The organism is Xanthomonas sp. JL1 (assembly GCF_038405005.1).
In genome coordinates this window covers 1-15,176 of sequence record NZ_JBBYGR010000001.1, presented here as the reverse complement: position 1 = coordinate 15,176, position 15,176 = coordinate 1, and the positions used below count along the sequence as shown (strand labels likewise).

Here is a 15,176-nt window from a genome sequence, read left to right as displayed (position 1 = left end):
GTCCTCAAGCGATGATGGGCGGAGTGCCCTTGAGCACGGCCGGACCTGACGACTGCAACAGCAGCGCCGCGTTGGCGCGCGCGGTGGTCACGGCGTTGGATTGCAGCAGCACCGACGCGTTCGAGCGCAGGGTCAGGTTGGCCATCGCGCTGACATCGACACTGACGCCACCCTGGATGCCGACGCTGACGCGTCCATCGAGCGTGAGCCGGGTGCCGCTGAGCACGATCTCGCCGCTGGCCTTCAACTGCAGGCGAGCCATCCCGGTCACCAACGCGATCTCGCTCCCTGCCTGGATGCGGAGTGTCTTGCCCACGTCCAGACGGTCGTTGCCGCCAACGGTGTGGCTGCGTTCGCGTTTGATCTCGGCGGTTTCGTTGCGGTCGACAGTGACGAAATGGTCGTTCTCCGCTTCGTGGCGCAGATCGCGCTGCGCATGCAGCAGCAGCTCTTCGTTGCCCTTCTTGTCGTCGAAACGGATCTCGTTGTAGTCCTCTGCCCCACCCGACAGGCTGCGGCTCTTTACCCCGCTACGGGTGCGGTGCTCGGGCAGTGCATACGGTGGCAGCTGGTCGGCGTTGTAGACGCTGCCGATGATCAGCGGACGATCCGGATTGCCTTCCAGAAAGCTCACCACCACCTCCTGGCCCACACGCGGAATGTGCTGCGCGCCCCAGCGTTTGCCCGCCCACGACTGCGCCACGCGTACCGGGCACGAGCAGACGGCGTTTGGCGTTCCCGGCGGACTCCAGAAGAAATTCACCTGCACACGGCCGTACTGATCGACCGCAATATCCTCGGCCTTGTTGCCGTCGACGAGCGCGGTCTGCACCCCGGCAATACTCGGACGCGGCGTGGTCTGCGGGGTCCGAAACGGCTGCCGACTGCGTAGCGCACGGAAGGTGGACGCAAACGGCTCGGCAACCGTCTGGCCACCGGACACATAATCCACTTCAACCAGTTCGGTGTCCGCGCTGGTCACCAGGTATTCCTGGTTGTGCTCGGCCAGCGGAAAGTCGCGCAGCTTGAACAATGCGCCCACCTGCAAACCGCAGGCATCGGTCCAGCCCTGGTATTGCGCCTGCGCCACGTTGAGCGCTTCGGCACGCACCTGCGCGTGACGACGACCGGCCGCGACATCGAGATGCTCGCCGGGATAATCGAACACATCCAGCTCGCCCAGCGCCGGTCCCGAAGACTCGGCCGGTGTCTCGTCCACCCGCAGCGAGGCCTTGGGCTTGAGATAGTCGTAGTCGTCCAGGCGCACGCGCGTGCTGTGCGCGCTGCGCGCCAGCGACCAATCGGTGATCGCGTCCTTCATCCGGCTGCCCTTCTGCCCGGGCGGGCAGTAAGGGATTTGTGCGAATGGCGCAGAGGATTCGTGCGCGCCGAGACTGTCGGCCAGCACCAGCGTATGCGTGCTGGCACTGTGTGCGAAGTAGTAGTAGATGCCCTCTTGCTCCATCAAGCGGCTGATGAAGTCCAGCGCGCTCTCGCGGTACTGCACGCAGTATTCGCGCGGCGTGTAGCTCGCGCTCAGGCGCAGCTTCACGTCGGTGCATCCAACCTCGGCCAGCAACGCGCGCACCAGCTCCGGCACGCTCTTGTTCTTGTAGATGCGGCAATCGCGGCGCTGCCCGAGCAACCACAGCTTGGGCACCAGCGAGAAGGCATAGGTGGCGTAGCGCAGCCCCTCGATCTGCTCGAACCCGGTCTGCTCCGCCTCGGCGACGATGCCGTGGTAATGCCGCACATAGCCCTGCGGTGAAGTGACCTTGACCGCCATCGGCTTGCCCAGCAGAGCGCGCAGGTCGATCGCCACATCGCGGCTGATGCCGTGCAACGCGAACGCATAGGGCCGCCCCAGTGCCTCGTGCGCGCTCATCCGCACAAAGCGCAGCGTCTTGCCAAGCGGCGACTGCAGGGTAATGGCGTGGGCCATGGTCAGGCTCCCGGAGTGGTCTTGCGGTACATAGGCGCAAAGGTCGATGGCATGCGATGACTTTGCCGGCCGCGCCGGGGTGCAGGGAAATCGATAATCGCGATGCCACACATACCGGGGAGGAGTAGGTCACCGTGCTCACGCCATGGCATCGCCTGAGTGCACGGCACGCAGCCGCAACGGATCAGACGCTGGATCTCGGCAAGCGAAAGCTGGGAAAATCCAGGTTTCCGTCCGCTTTGCTCCCGTCCCCAGTCGCAGGCATCATGCACACAGATGCTTAGCTGCGACCTTCCAGGCCTCGACCTCATCCGGGTGGTCGAAGGAGTAGTAGATTTCCTGTCCGGGCTGTAGAAGGTTGTTTAAGGCATTCTGACATTTGCTGCAAGGCGACATCTCTATGTACATTTCCACAATCGTCGGAATGCCAGGTTCATCGGCGATCGCATTCCACAGCGCGGTCAGTTCCCCGTGTGCGCAGGCATTCGCGACATCTACCCCATTGACCTTGAACGGGATGCGGATGCGGCTGTTGCCGAACACGTTGTCGACCTCGCCTCCGTGCTTTATGTAAGTTACAAAGGAACAGCAGGAGCCGGCGCCGATACCGTTGATGCCTCCGTCGTCCTGCGACTGGGCAACTTCGCGCTTCTTCCTCAGGCACGCCCTGACCACGCCGTTGGCGCTGTTGATGTCGTAAGGAACCTTTGTCAGGTTTGGCATTCCAATAACTCCTTTGATTTCTGGCGAATCGTCGTTTACGGAAACGGGGCTAACCACTACCGAGCCCCACCCAATCACGCATTGGAAGAGGAATTTTCCAAGTTCAGCTGACGTGTTGCGCTTGCAAGTTGAGACCATCGGATGCGCAGCATCGTTTCCAGCCGATACGGCTGTCGCCCCGGCTGCCCCGACTTTGGATCGTGCGGCTCGATCAGCGCCAGCAGGTCCTTCCACGGCACGACCTGATCCATCTCGGCCAAGAACACCTCACGCCGCGTCCGCTTGCGCTTGCCGTTGTACTCCGCGTCTCCGAAGGTCAGTTGCATCGTCGTCGTCCCGTTGCGTCTGTGTGATTGTCGCTGGATCGGGGGGGGGGGCAGAGTTTCTCTAATTCATTGAATGGTAAGTAAAATAACCATTATTGATTTCAAAAATCCACGCCTTTTGCTCCGCGTCAATTACAGGAGGGGAGAAAGACGCTACACCCATATAATTATTGAAACCCAGCCCCTGCCGCCAATCACCCACGCCTCCACCGAAATATAAAATTGGCAAATCTACCTGAAATCCGGCCGAAGCCATCATCTCATTGAACTTCTCGACATCGTATGGCGCACCCGAAGCAAACATAGAGAAGTGAGCGCCAAGCAGTCTATTATCATCTACGATCTGCAGCGCACCCAGGCAGGAATCTATTTTCGAAAAAGCAATCACCCGCGAAGCGGCGTACTCCCATTCACGGATGATGGGAATTTTATTGGGGCCGGTTTCCGTGACGCTTCGAAGGCCACCTTTTACACAGCGTTCGCTTGGATTATCTTCTTTATTAGCCGAATCGCGCATCGCGCGAGATACCTCATTCTCGTACTCAGAAGCTGCCATTAATCACCTCAGCAAGATTTTAAAAAATAATTGAATAAATAAAATTAAATTGGCAGTCACAATATCTATCTTAAATCCGGAGCCTCCCAGTTAACCACTGTATCTGTGTGGTATTGGGAGTACAGAGCTTGCACGGTATCAAGCGTCGACTTGCAATCGAAACAGCACGGCTTCGAGACTCCCATATGTACGCCCTTTGACGAGTAGCTACTGGCTTTAATCTCTTCCAAAACCTGCATCTCGGCATGCATGCCACCCTGTCCACGCTCGACGATGGCGTATGTAAAATCAAAACCCAGCTCCTGGGCCAGCGCCTCCATATGCCAGTCGTCGAGTCGACGGCTATTTGCCGCCACTAGCCATTCGTTGTTAATGACCGCCAGTGCAACACAATCCATTTGAATCAGTCCTTGGGAAGCTTTTGTCTGCGAAGTTCGGCCAGAGTAACTAATTGCTAGTAAAAAACTTGCAGCCTTGTCCAGGTCGTTTATCTCCGAACGCCGGAGCGCATGGTAGCCCTTATCCTTGCGGTTAACTCGCTTACGCAATGCCTTTGGCATCATTAAACTCCTTTACACCGTTAAATTCCTGCAAAAGTGAAATTGGCGATTTTTTTGAATACCGAAAATTAAACCAACGCATGATTTTAAATAATATTGAATCCGCTGCTTATCAAGGTATCGTAGTCAGTCATACAGCTCTCCACTCATGGCCAGGCCTTCCCGTCGCCACCAACAGAAAATTTTCGAAATCAGAGAAACGAATAAACCAATGCGGAATCTTCGACACGAATGTCAAGGCGTTCAGTCCGTTTCCGGTCCACTACCCCACGAAGAAATTTGCGGCTAATCTCCGGCAACATCGAGTTAGTCAAAATCGCATCGATCATCCGGCCACCCGATTCGCTCTCGGTACACCGGCTCACCACCAGCTCCACTACAGACTCGTCGTAGTCGAACGGAATCCTGTAGCGCTCTTCGATCCGCTGCTTGATGCGGTTCAACTGCAATCGCACGATCTGTCCGAGCATGGCGTTACTGAGCGGGTAATACGGAATCGCCACCAGCCGCCCGAGCAATGCCGGCGGAAACACCTTCAACAACGGTTCGCGCAATGCCTTGGCCATGCCGTCCGGATCCGGCATCAATTCCGGGTCCTTGCACAGGCTGGCGATCAGGTCGGTGCCGGCGTTGCTGGTAAGGATGATCAAGGTGTTGCGGAAGTCGATGCGGCGGCCTTCGCCGTCTTCCATCCAGCCCTTGTCGAAGACCTGGAAGAACAGTTCGTGCACGTCCGGGTGGGCTTTTTCCACTTCGTCCAGCAGCACGACCGCGTACGGCTTGCGGCGCACCGCTTCGGTCAGTACGCCACCTTCGCCGTAGCCCACATAGCCCGGCGGTGCGCCCTTGAGCGAGGAGACAGTGTGCGCCTCTTGGTACTCGCTCATGTTGATGGTGATCAGGTTTTGCTCGCCGCCGTACAGCGTTTCGGCCAGGGCGAGTGCGGTTTCGGTCTTGCCGACGCCGGAGGTTCCGGCCAGCAGGAACACGCCGATCGGTTTGTCCGGGTTGTCCAGGCCGGCGCGGCTGGTCTGGATCCGCTTGGCGATCATCTCCATGGCGTGGTCCTGGCCGATCACGCGCTTGGCCAGCAGTTCGGGCAAGCGCAGCACGGTGTCGATCTCGTTGCGGGCCATGCGCCCGACAGGGATGCCGGTCCAGTCGGCGACCACCGCGGCCACGGCTTGGTAATCGACTGTGGGCAGGATCAGCGGCGATTCGCCCTGCAATGCGGCCAGTTCGGCCTGTACCAACTGCAAACGTGCTAAGAGCGCATCGCGATCCACGTGTACCGGCGTTTCGAGCACCGCGATATCGCCAGACGCACGCTGTTCGGCCTCCGTTTCCAACGCACTGCCGGTCCCTTCCACCGGCGCGTTGCCGCCTCGCAGTTGCGCGCGTAGCGACAACAGCGCATCGACCAACGCCTTTTCGGCAACCCAGCGCTGTTCCAGCTCGCGCAGGCGGCCGTGCTCGCTTTGCAGCAGGCTGGCGCAAGCGGCAGCACGCTCATCGACCACGATGCCAATCGCACGCTCGCGCTCGATGATGGCGTGCTCGGTGTCCAGCGATTCGATGCGGCGACGGCTGTCGTCCACTTCCGCAGGCGTGGCATGCAGGCTCACCGCGACGCGCGCGCAGGCGGTATCGAGCAGACTGACCGATTTGTCTGGCAGCTGGCGCGCCGGGATGTAGCGGTGACTGAGCTTGACCGCCGCTTCCAGCGCTTCGTCAAGGATCTGCACGCGGTGGTGCTGTTCCATCGTCGAGGCGACACCGCGCATCATCCGCACGGCCTTGGCCTCGTCCGGCTCGTCGACCTGCACGGCCTGGAAGCGCCGCGTCAATGCAGGGTCTTTTTCGATGTACTTTTTGTACTCGGCAAAGGTGGTCGCGCCTACGGTGCGCAAGGTGCCGCGCGCCAGTGCCGGCTTGAGCAGGTTGGCCGCATCGCCGGTGCCGGCCGCGCCACCGGCGCCGACCAGGGTATGGGTTTCATCCACGAACAGAATGATCGGCTTGGGGCTGGCCTGCACTTCGTCGATGACTGCGCGCAAGCGCTGCTCGAACTCACCTTTCATGCTGGCGCCGGCTTGCAGCAAGCCGACATCGAGCGTGCGCAGCTGCACATCCTGCAACGCGGGCGGCACATCGCCGCGCGCGATACGTTGTGCGAAGCCTTCCACCACCGCGGTCTTGCCGACGCCGGCCTCGCCAACCAGGATCGGGTTGTTCTGGCGGCGCCGCATCAGGATATCGACGACCTGGCGAATCTCGTCGTCGCGGCCGATGATCGGGTCCAGCTTGCCCTCGCGCGCTTGTGCGGTGAGGTCGACCGTGTACAGCGCGAGCGCCGCAGTACCACCTGTTGCGCCAGTCCCAACGGGGGCGACAGCCGCCGCAACGTCGGTGGCATCGTCTTCCGGCGAGCCGGCGACGATGTCATCCAGATCGTCCGCCAGTGCTTCCGCGCGCAGCTTGGCGAACTCGCTCGACATCGCCAGCAACCCGTGACGCAGGCTACGCGTGTGCAGGATCGCCACCAGCAGATCGCCGCCACGGATGCGTTGCCGCCCGTAACGCAACGTGCAGTGCACCCAGGCGCGTTCCACTGCCTCCTCCACGCTGGCCGACAGATCGAAGTGTCCGCCACCGCCGCGCGGCAGGCGATCGAGCGCCACGGTCAGGTCCTGTGCAAGCCGCGACGCATCCAGCGAAAAACGGCGCACGATGCGGTGCAAGTCGCCGTCTTGCGCCTGCAGCAACTGATGCAGCCAGTGCAGCAGTTCCACTTCGTGGTCGCCACGTAGCCTGCAGAACGCAGTGGCCGATTCGATACCGCGATAGGTGGTCTTGTTGAGCTTGCCGAACAAGGCGGCGCGACTGATGTCTGCCATAAAAACTCCAGAAGTGAAAACCGAGAAACGCATCAGGGCGACGTAAGCACGAGCTGGTCGGCATCGAGCGTGCGGCGATAGTGGCCGAGCCACAGCGACAGGCCGATGCGCTGGCCCTGCCCCAGGACTGGCAACGGGACGTCTTCGCGCGCCAGCACGAGTTGTAAGTCCCAGGCCTGCTCGTCGCCGATGTAGCCGCGTACTGCGGCGGTCAGTACGTCCAGGGCCTGGCCGCCCGGCAGGAACTCGCGGTAGCGGGCGATCTCCAAGGGGCCGATCCGCAGGCGGAAGCGATGCTGCGCGTTGCGCGCCGATGCGCCAAGCGTGGCGTCACGCCCGATACGCGCAGCAGCACGTCCCATCCGCAGTCGCCCTTCCTCGGGCAGCGTCAACCAGTTGGCAACGAATTCCTGCACCTGCACCGGGACGTCGAACAGGCCGGTCAGCACAGCACGCAAGCCTTCCGCATTGCGCGCCTGGGCAATGAAGCGACCGGCGAAGTGCCGGCGTGCAGCCACCGGCATCGCATCGCGATCACGTAACGCAGGTTGGTCCACACCGGTTAACGCATCCAGCCGCGCGCCGAAGCGGTCATCGCCCACGCGATCCATCTGCACGGTGGGTCGCGCATCGGCCCAGGCGCGATACCACAGCGCAATCATGCGATGGTGAAACATGTCGGCAAAGGCCGCAAAGGTGGGATCGCCAGCGCTTTCACGTTCGATGGCGTGCTCGGTCAGGTGCAACGGCAGCGCACCATGCGGGCCGAACAAGCCCAGCGACAGCGTGCGCAGGGTCGGCGGGCGACCGTCAACGCCAGCGTGCACGCTGTCGATGTCGCGCGGAGGAAATTCCAGCGAGGCGCGCTGGCCCAAACGCACAGGCTCTTCCAACGGCCGTGCTGCCTGGCCCAGACGCGGTTGCGCCGGATGCGCGCACTCCAGCCACCGCAGCGCTTCGAATAGCTCGAAGGCCTGCGGTTGCGCATCCAGCCGCGCGAACAGCGCTACAGGATCGGCCGATTGCCGAGATGGGCTGGCCATCGAGCGACCTCGTTGCGTTCGGGCGTGCATAGCACGGTTTCGGTAAAGGAATTGAGCGATGCCTGGCGCGCAAAGACATGCCGCAGCACCGAGGCAAGCAGATAGACGCCCTGCCCTTCAAAGGCCGCGTCGTCGCAGGTCAAGGTGATCTCAAGTCCGCGGCCATAGGTGGCCGGGCCCGGCACCGGAATGCGCCTTACGATCGGGCGCGAAGCGATGCGGCGCACGCCGTCTACCTGTCGTCGCGCAGCGGCATCGTGCGGGTCGTGGTACAGCGTGAGCATCTCGCGCAATGCGGTGGCACCGTCGTCGCCGGCATCCAGCAGCGAGAGATAGTTCAACTGCAGATGGCTGATCAGGCGCCAGCGGGTATCGCCGGCGGTCACGCCCGAGCGCGGTCGCGTTGGACCTGCAACGCAGCGGATCGACGCCACCGGGCCGCCATCGTCGAGGACGAAGTCGGTGCTGGATTTGCCCACCGGCATATGCAGCGGCAGATCGCGGTTGCTGCACCACAGCTGCATGCCCAGTTGCCGCAGTTGGTGCGAATACGGCGCCTGGTCGCCATCGACCAACGACAGGAACACCTCGCTGCCAACGTAGCTCGAGCGCGGCCCGGTACGACGCTGTCCCGTCGACAGCCGCCGCGGCTGCCGTCGCAAGGCATAAAATGCCGAACGCCGCTCATGCCAACTGCGCGGCTGCGCGCCATAGAACGGCTCGAAACGCTGCATTGGCGCATTGCCATCGCCGAAGCCTTCGACCTGCTCCACGCCATGAATCTCGAAGTCCATCGGCCGCGTGCGGTCAGCCAACACGTGGTGCTCGGAGATGCCGGGATGCAGATGGATACGATCACCGCGCCGAGGAAACAGGTTGATCGCCGGGGTGCAATGCAGGCGGAAGTTACTTGCGTCCACCGCGTTATCGAGCCGCTCGACGCTGCGGTCGAACCACACCAACATCTCGAATTCGGCGCACGCCGCTCGCGTCAGCACCTGCGCCAGGCCATCGAAGGCGGTAAACAGGAAACGCTCGGGGCAGGCAAAATATTCCTGCAGCAGGCGATAGCCGCTGAAAGAGCGTTCGCTGCGCGGCAGCAGCGCCTGCTCGTCATCGAAGCCCTGCGGCTGCAGATGCTCGGGACCGAAGGTGCGCGTCAGCACCTGCCCATCCGCGGAGCGGGCACGCACCACAAATCCCAACGCATTGGCATGCAGTTGTTCGTGGAGGGTGCCGGCCAACCCATCGGCGCCGGTGATGAAGATCGGCAATGTGTCCAGCGCCAGCATGTCCAGGCGCAGCCCGGGGTCGACGTTGAAGACCAGGCGAAGGCCGGCGCGCGCACGCGGCTCGACCGGCACACCGAGCGTGGCCAGCGCTGCCGGCGAGGTGAGATAACTGGCGGCAGTCAGGCGCAGCGGCAACAGCGTCACCGCGTGCGCGGTGCGATATTCGCAGGCGGTGCGGTCGCCATGCCCGATCAACGAGCGCAACGCGCTGCCGCGCGGCACCACATGCCCCGCTGGGCCGATGCCCTCGCCTTGCTCCGGTTGCAGCTCCACCACGGCCATCGACGGCACCGGCGACAGGAAATGTGGATACAGCATTTCCGTCAGATGCTGCGCGAATGCAGGCTGCTGGGCTTCGAGTTCGACCTGCACGCGCGCAGACAGGAAGGCAAACCCTTCCAGCAGACGTTCGACATACGGGTCGGCGCACTCGATACCGCTCATCCCAAGCCGGCCCGCCACTTTCGGATACGCCTGCGCGAATTCCGCACCCATCTCGCGCACATGCTGCAACTCGCGGTTGTAGTGATGGAGCAGGCGCGGATCCATACGTCAGTGGCCTGCCGAAGACAGACTGAAACGACCGGTTTCCAGATCGAGATCGGTGCGCAGATACAGCGCCAGCGGCAGCGGCTGTGCCCACAATTCGGAATCGATGACGAAGGACAGCGACATGCGGTCCATGCGCCCGATATCCACTTTCGCGGTGACCTGCAGGCTGGCCGCAGCCAGGCGCGGCTCGAACGCCACAATCGCCTCACGAATGCGGTTCTGCAGTGCGATCACGTCCAGCCCCGCCAGCCGTGCGCCGGCCAGGTCGGGAATGCCGTAATTGAGTACCGAGCTGGCGACGTGCGGATACGCCTGCAACGCATCCTCATGCCAGTGGCGCGTGCAATTGAGCAGCCAGGCCAGGTCGCGCATGACGCAGTCGCGCAGCTTGGCTGGACTGATCGCCCGCGCGTCGCGGCTTTCCGCCGGTTCGTGTCGGCGGTCGTCGATCAATCGGTCCAGCAGCGATGGCTGCAAACGCTCTTGTTGGGTCAGTTCGGCCATGGCGCTTCCACCGCGGCGGTGTCGAATGCGATGTGGCGGATGTCGAGCACCGGGTAGTCGTCCTCGCTGCCAGCCAGCAAGCGTTGCCCCAGACCGCATGCGGACAACGCCTCGCCCTTCCATTCGGTGCGCTGGCCAAGGCGGATCGCGCCCTGCTCGCTGTGTTGGCTACCGGGGTAACGGCACGGCACCACGCCACGGCTGCGTGTGCCGTCATGCCATTGGATGTCGACCGACTGCCATAGCAAGTCGCGCAGCGTGGTCGGGGCTTCCAAGCACAGGCTGCGCAATTGGACGAACGGCACCCACGCGTAGCCCACTTCGAGGATGACCTCAAGGCACGGACCAAAACGCGGGTCGGCGTCGGCCAGCCAGTCGAAACGCCGGCCATCGATATGGCCAGCGATGGCATCGGCTTGCGTAAGCGCCAGGGCACGCCGTCGCGCTGCCTGCCCTGGTTCGCCGTCGCGATCATGCTGCAATGCCTGCAGCAGATCCTGCTGCCACGGCGGGACCTGACCAGGCATCAGCGGCATCATTCGGCCGGCCAGCACCTGTTCGCGTTCCAGTTCAGCGTCGAGGATGCGCACATACGCAGCCACGACCCCGCCCCAACCCTGGTCCAACTCCGCGGCCAGGCGCAATTGTTGTTGCGCGCGCTGCCACTCTCCGGCCACCGCCAACAGTTGGAACAGCCCGATGCGCGCTTGGGCATCGGCCGGGCACTGCCGCACCCAGTCCTTGGCGGTGGCCAACGATTGCGCCGGGTCGCCCGCCTTGAGCAGGCGGGCGCAGGCATGTTCGGGATGGACAGCAGACATCGGCAGCGGCGCTCCGGTTGGGGGATGCGTGGGGCTCAGGACTTCTTCACTTCCTGCATGTTGAACGTGAAGTCCTTGGTGCCGCCCTGCTTCTTGCCCTTGTCGTCCTGCGGCTGGAACGAATACTTGAACTTGCCGAAATGCAGGGTCACGTTTTCGGTCAGACGGTCCTCGCCACCGCTACCGCCGGTGGACACCGAGGTGATCATCACGCCTTCGCTGAGTTCGATCGTCACGTAGTCCGACTGCTCGCCGGTGGCGTTGGTGACGTACAGCGTGGCCGAATCCACACGCGCACCCGTGCAGCAGGCGTTGAGCAAGGCATTGGAGCAACTATCGACGTACTTGGTGATGGAAATATCCTTCACATTGGCCTTGCCGCCGGCTGCATACCCGGCGCCGGTATGCAGGTTGCCGGTGTTGCTGGTGCCCCACGACCAGGCAATGATCGGCACTTGGTCCTTGTGCTTGGTATGGTTGGACGCGCCCTTGATCTCGACGTCGCCCGAGCCGAATTTGAGATGCATATCGAAAGCCATGGAACTTCTCCAGTGATGGGTGGTGCAGGAAGGGGGAGCCGATCCCGTGGCGTTGTCAGCCGCAGGGCGTTGGTGTTCGAAAGCGAGGCCTGTGGCCGATCAGGCTGCCTGCGCCGATGGCAAGCGCGAGACCAGGCGTAGCGATACCGTCAGGCCTTCGAGCTGGTAATGCGGGCGCAGGAAGAACTTGGAGGTGTAGTAGCCGGGGTTGCCCTCGACCTCTTCGACGACCACTTCGGCAGCAGCCAATGGCTTACGCGCCTTGGTTTCTTCGCTGGAATTGGCCGGGTCGCCGTCGACGTAGTTCATCACCCAATCGGTCAACCAGCTCTGCATCTGCTGGCGCGTGCTGAACGAGCCGATCTTGTCGCGCACGATGCACTTCAAATAGTGCGCGAAGCGGCAGCAAGCGAACATATACGGCAGGCGTGCGCTCAGCGCCGCGTTGGCGGTGGCATCCGGGTCGTCGTATTCCTCGGGCTTGCCCAGCGACTGCGCGCTGATGAAGGCTGCCATGTCGGTGTTCTTGCGATGTACCAGCGGCATCAGACCCATCTTGTCGAGTTCGGCCGAACGGCGGTCGGTAATCGCGACCTCGGTCGGGCACTTCATGTCCACACCGCCATCGTCGGCCGGGAAGGTATGCGTCGGCAGGCCTTCCACCGCCCCACCCGACTCCACGCCGCGAATGCGGGTGCACCAACCGTACTGCTTGAAGGAGCGGTTGATGTTGACCGCCATCGCGTAGGCGGCGTTTTGCCAGGTGTAGCACGACGAATCGGCGCCCTGGGTGTCTTCTTCGAAGTCGAACGCTTCCACCGGATCGGTCTTGACTCCGTACGGCAGCCGCGCCAGCGTGCGCGGCATGGCAAGCGCCAGGTACTTGGCATCCTCGCTCTGACGCAACGAACGCCAAGCCGCGTAATCGGGGGTGGAAAAAATCTTGGCCAGATCGCGCGGGTTGGACAGCTCGCTCCAGCTTTCCATCCCCATCAGGCCAGGACCCGCAGCGGCGATGAAAGGCGCATGCGAGGCGGCGGCAATCTGGCTGATGCCGCGCAGCGTGTCGACATCCTGCGGGCTATGGTCGAAGTGGTAATCGCCAATCAAACAGCCGTAGGGTTCGCCACCCAGCTGGCCGTACTCGGCTTCGTAAATTTTCTTGAATACCGGGCTCTGGTCCCAGGCGGTGCCCTTGAAGCGCTTGAGGTTCTTGGCGAGCTCCCTTTTGGACACGTTGAGCACGCGGATCTTCAACTGCGTGTCCGATTCGGTGTTGCTGACCAGATAATGCAGTCCGCGCCATGCACCCTCCAGCGCCTGGAATTGCGGGGCGTGCAGGATGAGGTTGAGTTGCTCGCTGATCTTGCGGTCGATCTCGGCGACATACGCGTTGATTGTCTGCGCGAGGTCGTCGCTGATGATGTCGCTGCGTTCCAGCACCTGTTCGGCCAAGGTGCGCACAGCCAACCGCACTTCTTCGCCGGCGCGTTCGCTACGCGGACGGAATTCGCGGGTCAGCAGGGCCGCAAAGTCGTCGGTCTGACTGGTTTGCGGCTGCGCTTCGGCAAGGTCTTGGGCAGCGGAATGTTGGGTCACCATGAGGTTACGCATCCTTCGACTTGGGAGCCGCGACCAGCGAACGCAGCAGGGTGGGATCCTTGATCGCATCGGCGATCAAGCGCTCGGCGCCGGCTTTGCCGTCAAGGTAAGTGCCTAGATTGGCCAGCTGGGTACGTGCTTCCAGCAGCTCGGCCAGCGGTGCCACCTTTTTCACGACCGCGGTGGGCGAAAAATCGTCCAGGCTGTCGAAGGTGATATCGACCGGTAACTCGCCGCTGCCGGTGAGCGTATTGGAAACGCTCATGGCCACGCGCGGTTGCATGGCACGCAGCCGGCTGTCGAAATTGTCGACATCCATTTCCACTGCCTCGCGTGCTTCCAGCGCCGGCAGGTGTTCGGTATTGGCGCCGGACAGATCCGACAACACACCCATGACGAACGGAACCTGCACCTTTTTCTGCGAGCCGTAAATCTCGACGTCGTACTCGATCTGCACGCGAGGCGCGCGATTTCTGGCAATGAACTTCTGACTGCTGCTGCGAACGGACATGCGGCCTCCGATGATCTGCGTGGTTGCTGGACGCTGCGGTTGCAGCGGCCATGTGGCAAAGGCGTCCCCCTTGCACCGGAGATGCATCGTGTGCGCTGCTGCCGGCGGAATGAAATCGAACACCGGCATGGCAGGTATGGATATGCGTGATGGGCTTGCCCGCAGGATCCAATGACAACAACAGCGCACGCTGGCGGAGCACTCGAGTACGCTGGTGTCTTGCGTGCGGCATGTAATCGGTGGCTAGCCGCTGCGTATTGCATCAAACCGCGCGAGAAACCACGCGGCCACGCATTCGTTTAGGCAATCGCAGTGCGCGCAGCCTTCGGCGATGAGTTGGGTTTTGCACAGAGCGGATCGCTCACATATCTGCGAGATGGACAACGCATAGCGCGTGCCGTGGGCTAGACCGTGCGAGCAGGCGGCACGTTGCGATCGTGCGTCATGGCATGGCGGGGAAGACGGTGTGATACGCCCAGGGTTCCGTAGACACTCAAGACCCTCGTTGCGCGTAGCGCCGTTCAAACTCTACAGGGGACAGGTTGCCGATTGAACCATGACGGCGTTGTGGGTTGTAGAACATTTCGATGTCGTCGAACACCTCGGCGCGTGCGGCGTCCTTGGGGGGGTAGATCCGACAACACCGCCGCATTGCGCTGCAACAGCGTGTCGATCTCCTCGATGTGCTCCATCGCGTTGAACTCCATCGCCCGCTCGTCCTTGTAACGCGCCATCGCCGCGACCACGTCGTGCCGGTAGCCGTTGAGCTCGTGCACCACGCCCACCGCGTCCCACAGGCCCAGCAGCATCGGCATGTAGGTCTGTCGCTGATCGCCCTGTTTACCGTTGTGGCTGGCCGCACACATGCGCGCATAGCGTTGCTGCAGCGCCTGCTCGGCCGAAGCGCCGCTCATGCTATGGGTGCTCAGCGCCCAGGGGTAGCGCGTGCTGTTGGCGTGCAACACATCGGCCTTGTAGCCGCCGCTGGACGTGCTGATCGCCGCCGGCTTGCGATCGTGCGGCAGCTGCGCCGGCTCGCTGATCTCGCCGGCAAAGCCGCGATACTCCAGCGCCACCTTCAGATCCTCGGCGCTGGACAGCGGCACCGTATCGCCCTTGGCCTGCGGCGCGCCGATCCACTGCTTGGGCGTGATCGGTTGCATGCGCTCGGCGCCGAGGAGATTAACCTTAATAGCGGAAGTAGCTGTCGCCCATTGCAGTAGGGTCAGTTAGGGAAGGTCTGAACAACCCATCAAACCTCTAAAATTCCAGCTTCTTGCATTTCAATGACTGGAAAAATGCTGAGTC

General features: G+C 62.3%; 12 protein-coding genes and 3 pseudogenes. All 15 read right to left on the bottom strand.

The genetic code is table 11. The features are described from left to right. Positions 1–4: 4 nt before the first annotated feature. Positions 5–1,942, bottom strand: coding sequence for a type VI secretion system tip protein TssI/VgrG (gene tssI / locus WJW29_RS00075; RefSeq protein WP_012444497.1), 1,938 nt, complete (start codon positions 1,940–1,942; stop codon positions 5–7). A gap of 264 nt (positions 1,943–2,206) precedes the next feature. After that, complete coding sequence (locus tag WJW29_RS00070; RefSeq protein WP_011408952.1) at positions 2,207–2,665, bottom strand: hypothetical protein; 459 nt, start codon at positions 2,663–2,665, stop codon at positions 2,207–2,209. 140 nt (positions 2,666–2,805) lie between these two features. Continuing rightward, positions 2,806–2,991, bottom strand: a pseudogene (locus WJW29_RS00065) (IS5/IS1182 family transposase); the annotation flags it as partial. 61 nt (positions 2,992–3,052) lie between these two features. Further along, a complete protein-coding gene (locus WJW29_RS00060) occupies positions 3,053–3,547 on the bottom strand; it encodes a hypothetical protein (protein WP_125168760.1) in 495 nt (164 codons plus the stop codon). 65 nt (positions 3,548–3,612) lie between these two features. Beyond that, positions 3,613–4,110 (bottom strand): hypothetical protein, encoded by a 498-nt coding sequence (locus WJW29_RS00055; protein WP_027703476.1) that lies wholly within the window; start codon positions 4,108–4,110, stop codon positions 3,613–3,615. 188 nt (positions 4,111–4,298) lie between these two features. Beyond that, on the bottom strand, positions 4,299–7,004 hold the full coding sequence (tssH, locus tag WJW29_RS00050; protein WP_041182190.1) for a type VI secretion system ATPase TssH: 2,706 nt from the start codon (positions 7,002–7,004) through the stop codon (positions 4,299–4,301). Positions 7,005–7,036: 32 nt separating this feature from the next. Continuing rightward, complete coding sequence (tssG, locus tag WJW29_RS00045) at positions 7,037–8,047, bottom strand: type VI secretion system baseplate subunit TssG (protein WP_011408954.1); 1,011 nt, start codon at positions 8,045–8,047, stop codon at positions 7,037–7,039. Beyond that, a complete protein-coding gene (tssF, locus tag WJW29_RS00040; protein WP_011259602.1) occupies positions 8,011–9,888 on the bottom strand; it encodes a type VI secretion system baseplate subunit TssF in 1,878 nt (625 codons plus the stop codon). The genes tssG and tssF overlap by 37 nt, the downstream gene beginning before the upstream one ends. A 3-nt stretch (positions 9,889–9,891) precedes the next feature. Continuing rightward, positions 9,892–10,395: a type VI secretion system baseplate subunit TssE gene (gene tssE, locus WJW29_RS00035; protein WP_011259603.1), complete on the bottom strand. Its 504-nt coding sequence runs from the start codon at positions 10,393–10,395 to the stop codon at positions 9,892–9,894. Further along, on the bottom strand, positions 10,383–11,216 hold the full coding sequence (locus WJW29_RS00030) for a type VI secretion system accessory protein TagJ (protein WP_011259604.1): 834 nt from the start codon (positions 11,214–11,216) through the stop codon (positions 10,383–10,385). Before WJW29_RS00030 ends, tssE begins: the two co-directional genes overlap by 13 nt. Positions 11,217–11,251: 35 nt before the next feature. Next, a complete protein-coding gene (locus WJW29_RS00025; protein ID WP_011259605.1) occupies positions 11,252–11,755 on the bottom strand; it encodes a type VI secretion system tube protein Hcp in 504 nt (167 codons plus the stop codon). Between the two features lie 99 nt (positions 11,756–11,854). Next, the gene (tssC, locus tag WJW29_RS00020) at positions 11,855–13,369 is read right to left on the bottom strand and encodes a type VI secretion system contractile sheath large subunit (protein WP_027703472.1); all 1,515 of its coding nucleotides are present in this window, start codon (positions 13,367–13,369) and stop codon (positions 11,855–11,857) included. Then, positions 13,362–13,868, bottom strand: a complete 507-nt coding sequence (gene tssB / locus WJW29_RS00015) for a type VI secretion system contractile sheath small subunit (RefSeq protein ID WP_024711387.1) — start codon at positions 13,866–13,868, stop codon at positions 13,362–13,364. Before tssB ends, tssC begins: the two co-directional genes overlap by 8 nt. 493 nt (positions 13,869–14,361) lie before the next feature. Continuing rightward, positions 14,362–14,505 (bottom strand): annotated as a pseudogene (locus tag WJW29_RS00010) (IS3 family transposase); the annotation flags it as partial. Then, positions 14,501–15,031: pseudogene (locus WJW29_RS00005) on the bottom strand (hypothetical protein); the annotation flags it as partial. The pseudogenes WJW29_RS00005 and WJW29_RS00010, both read right to left, overlap by 5 nt. Positions 15,032–15,176: the final 145 nt, after the last annotated feature.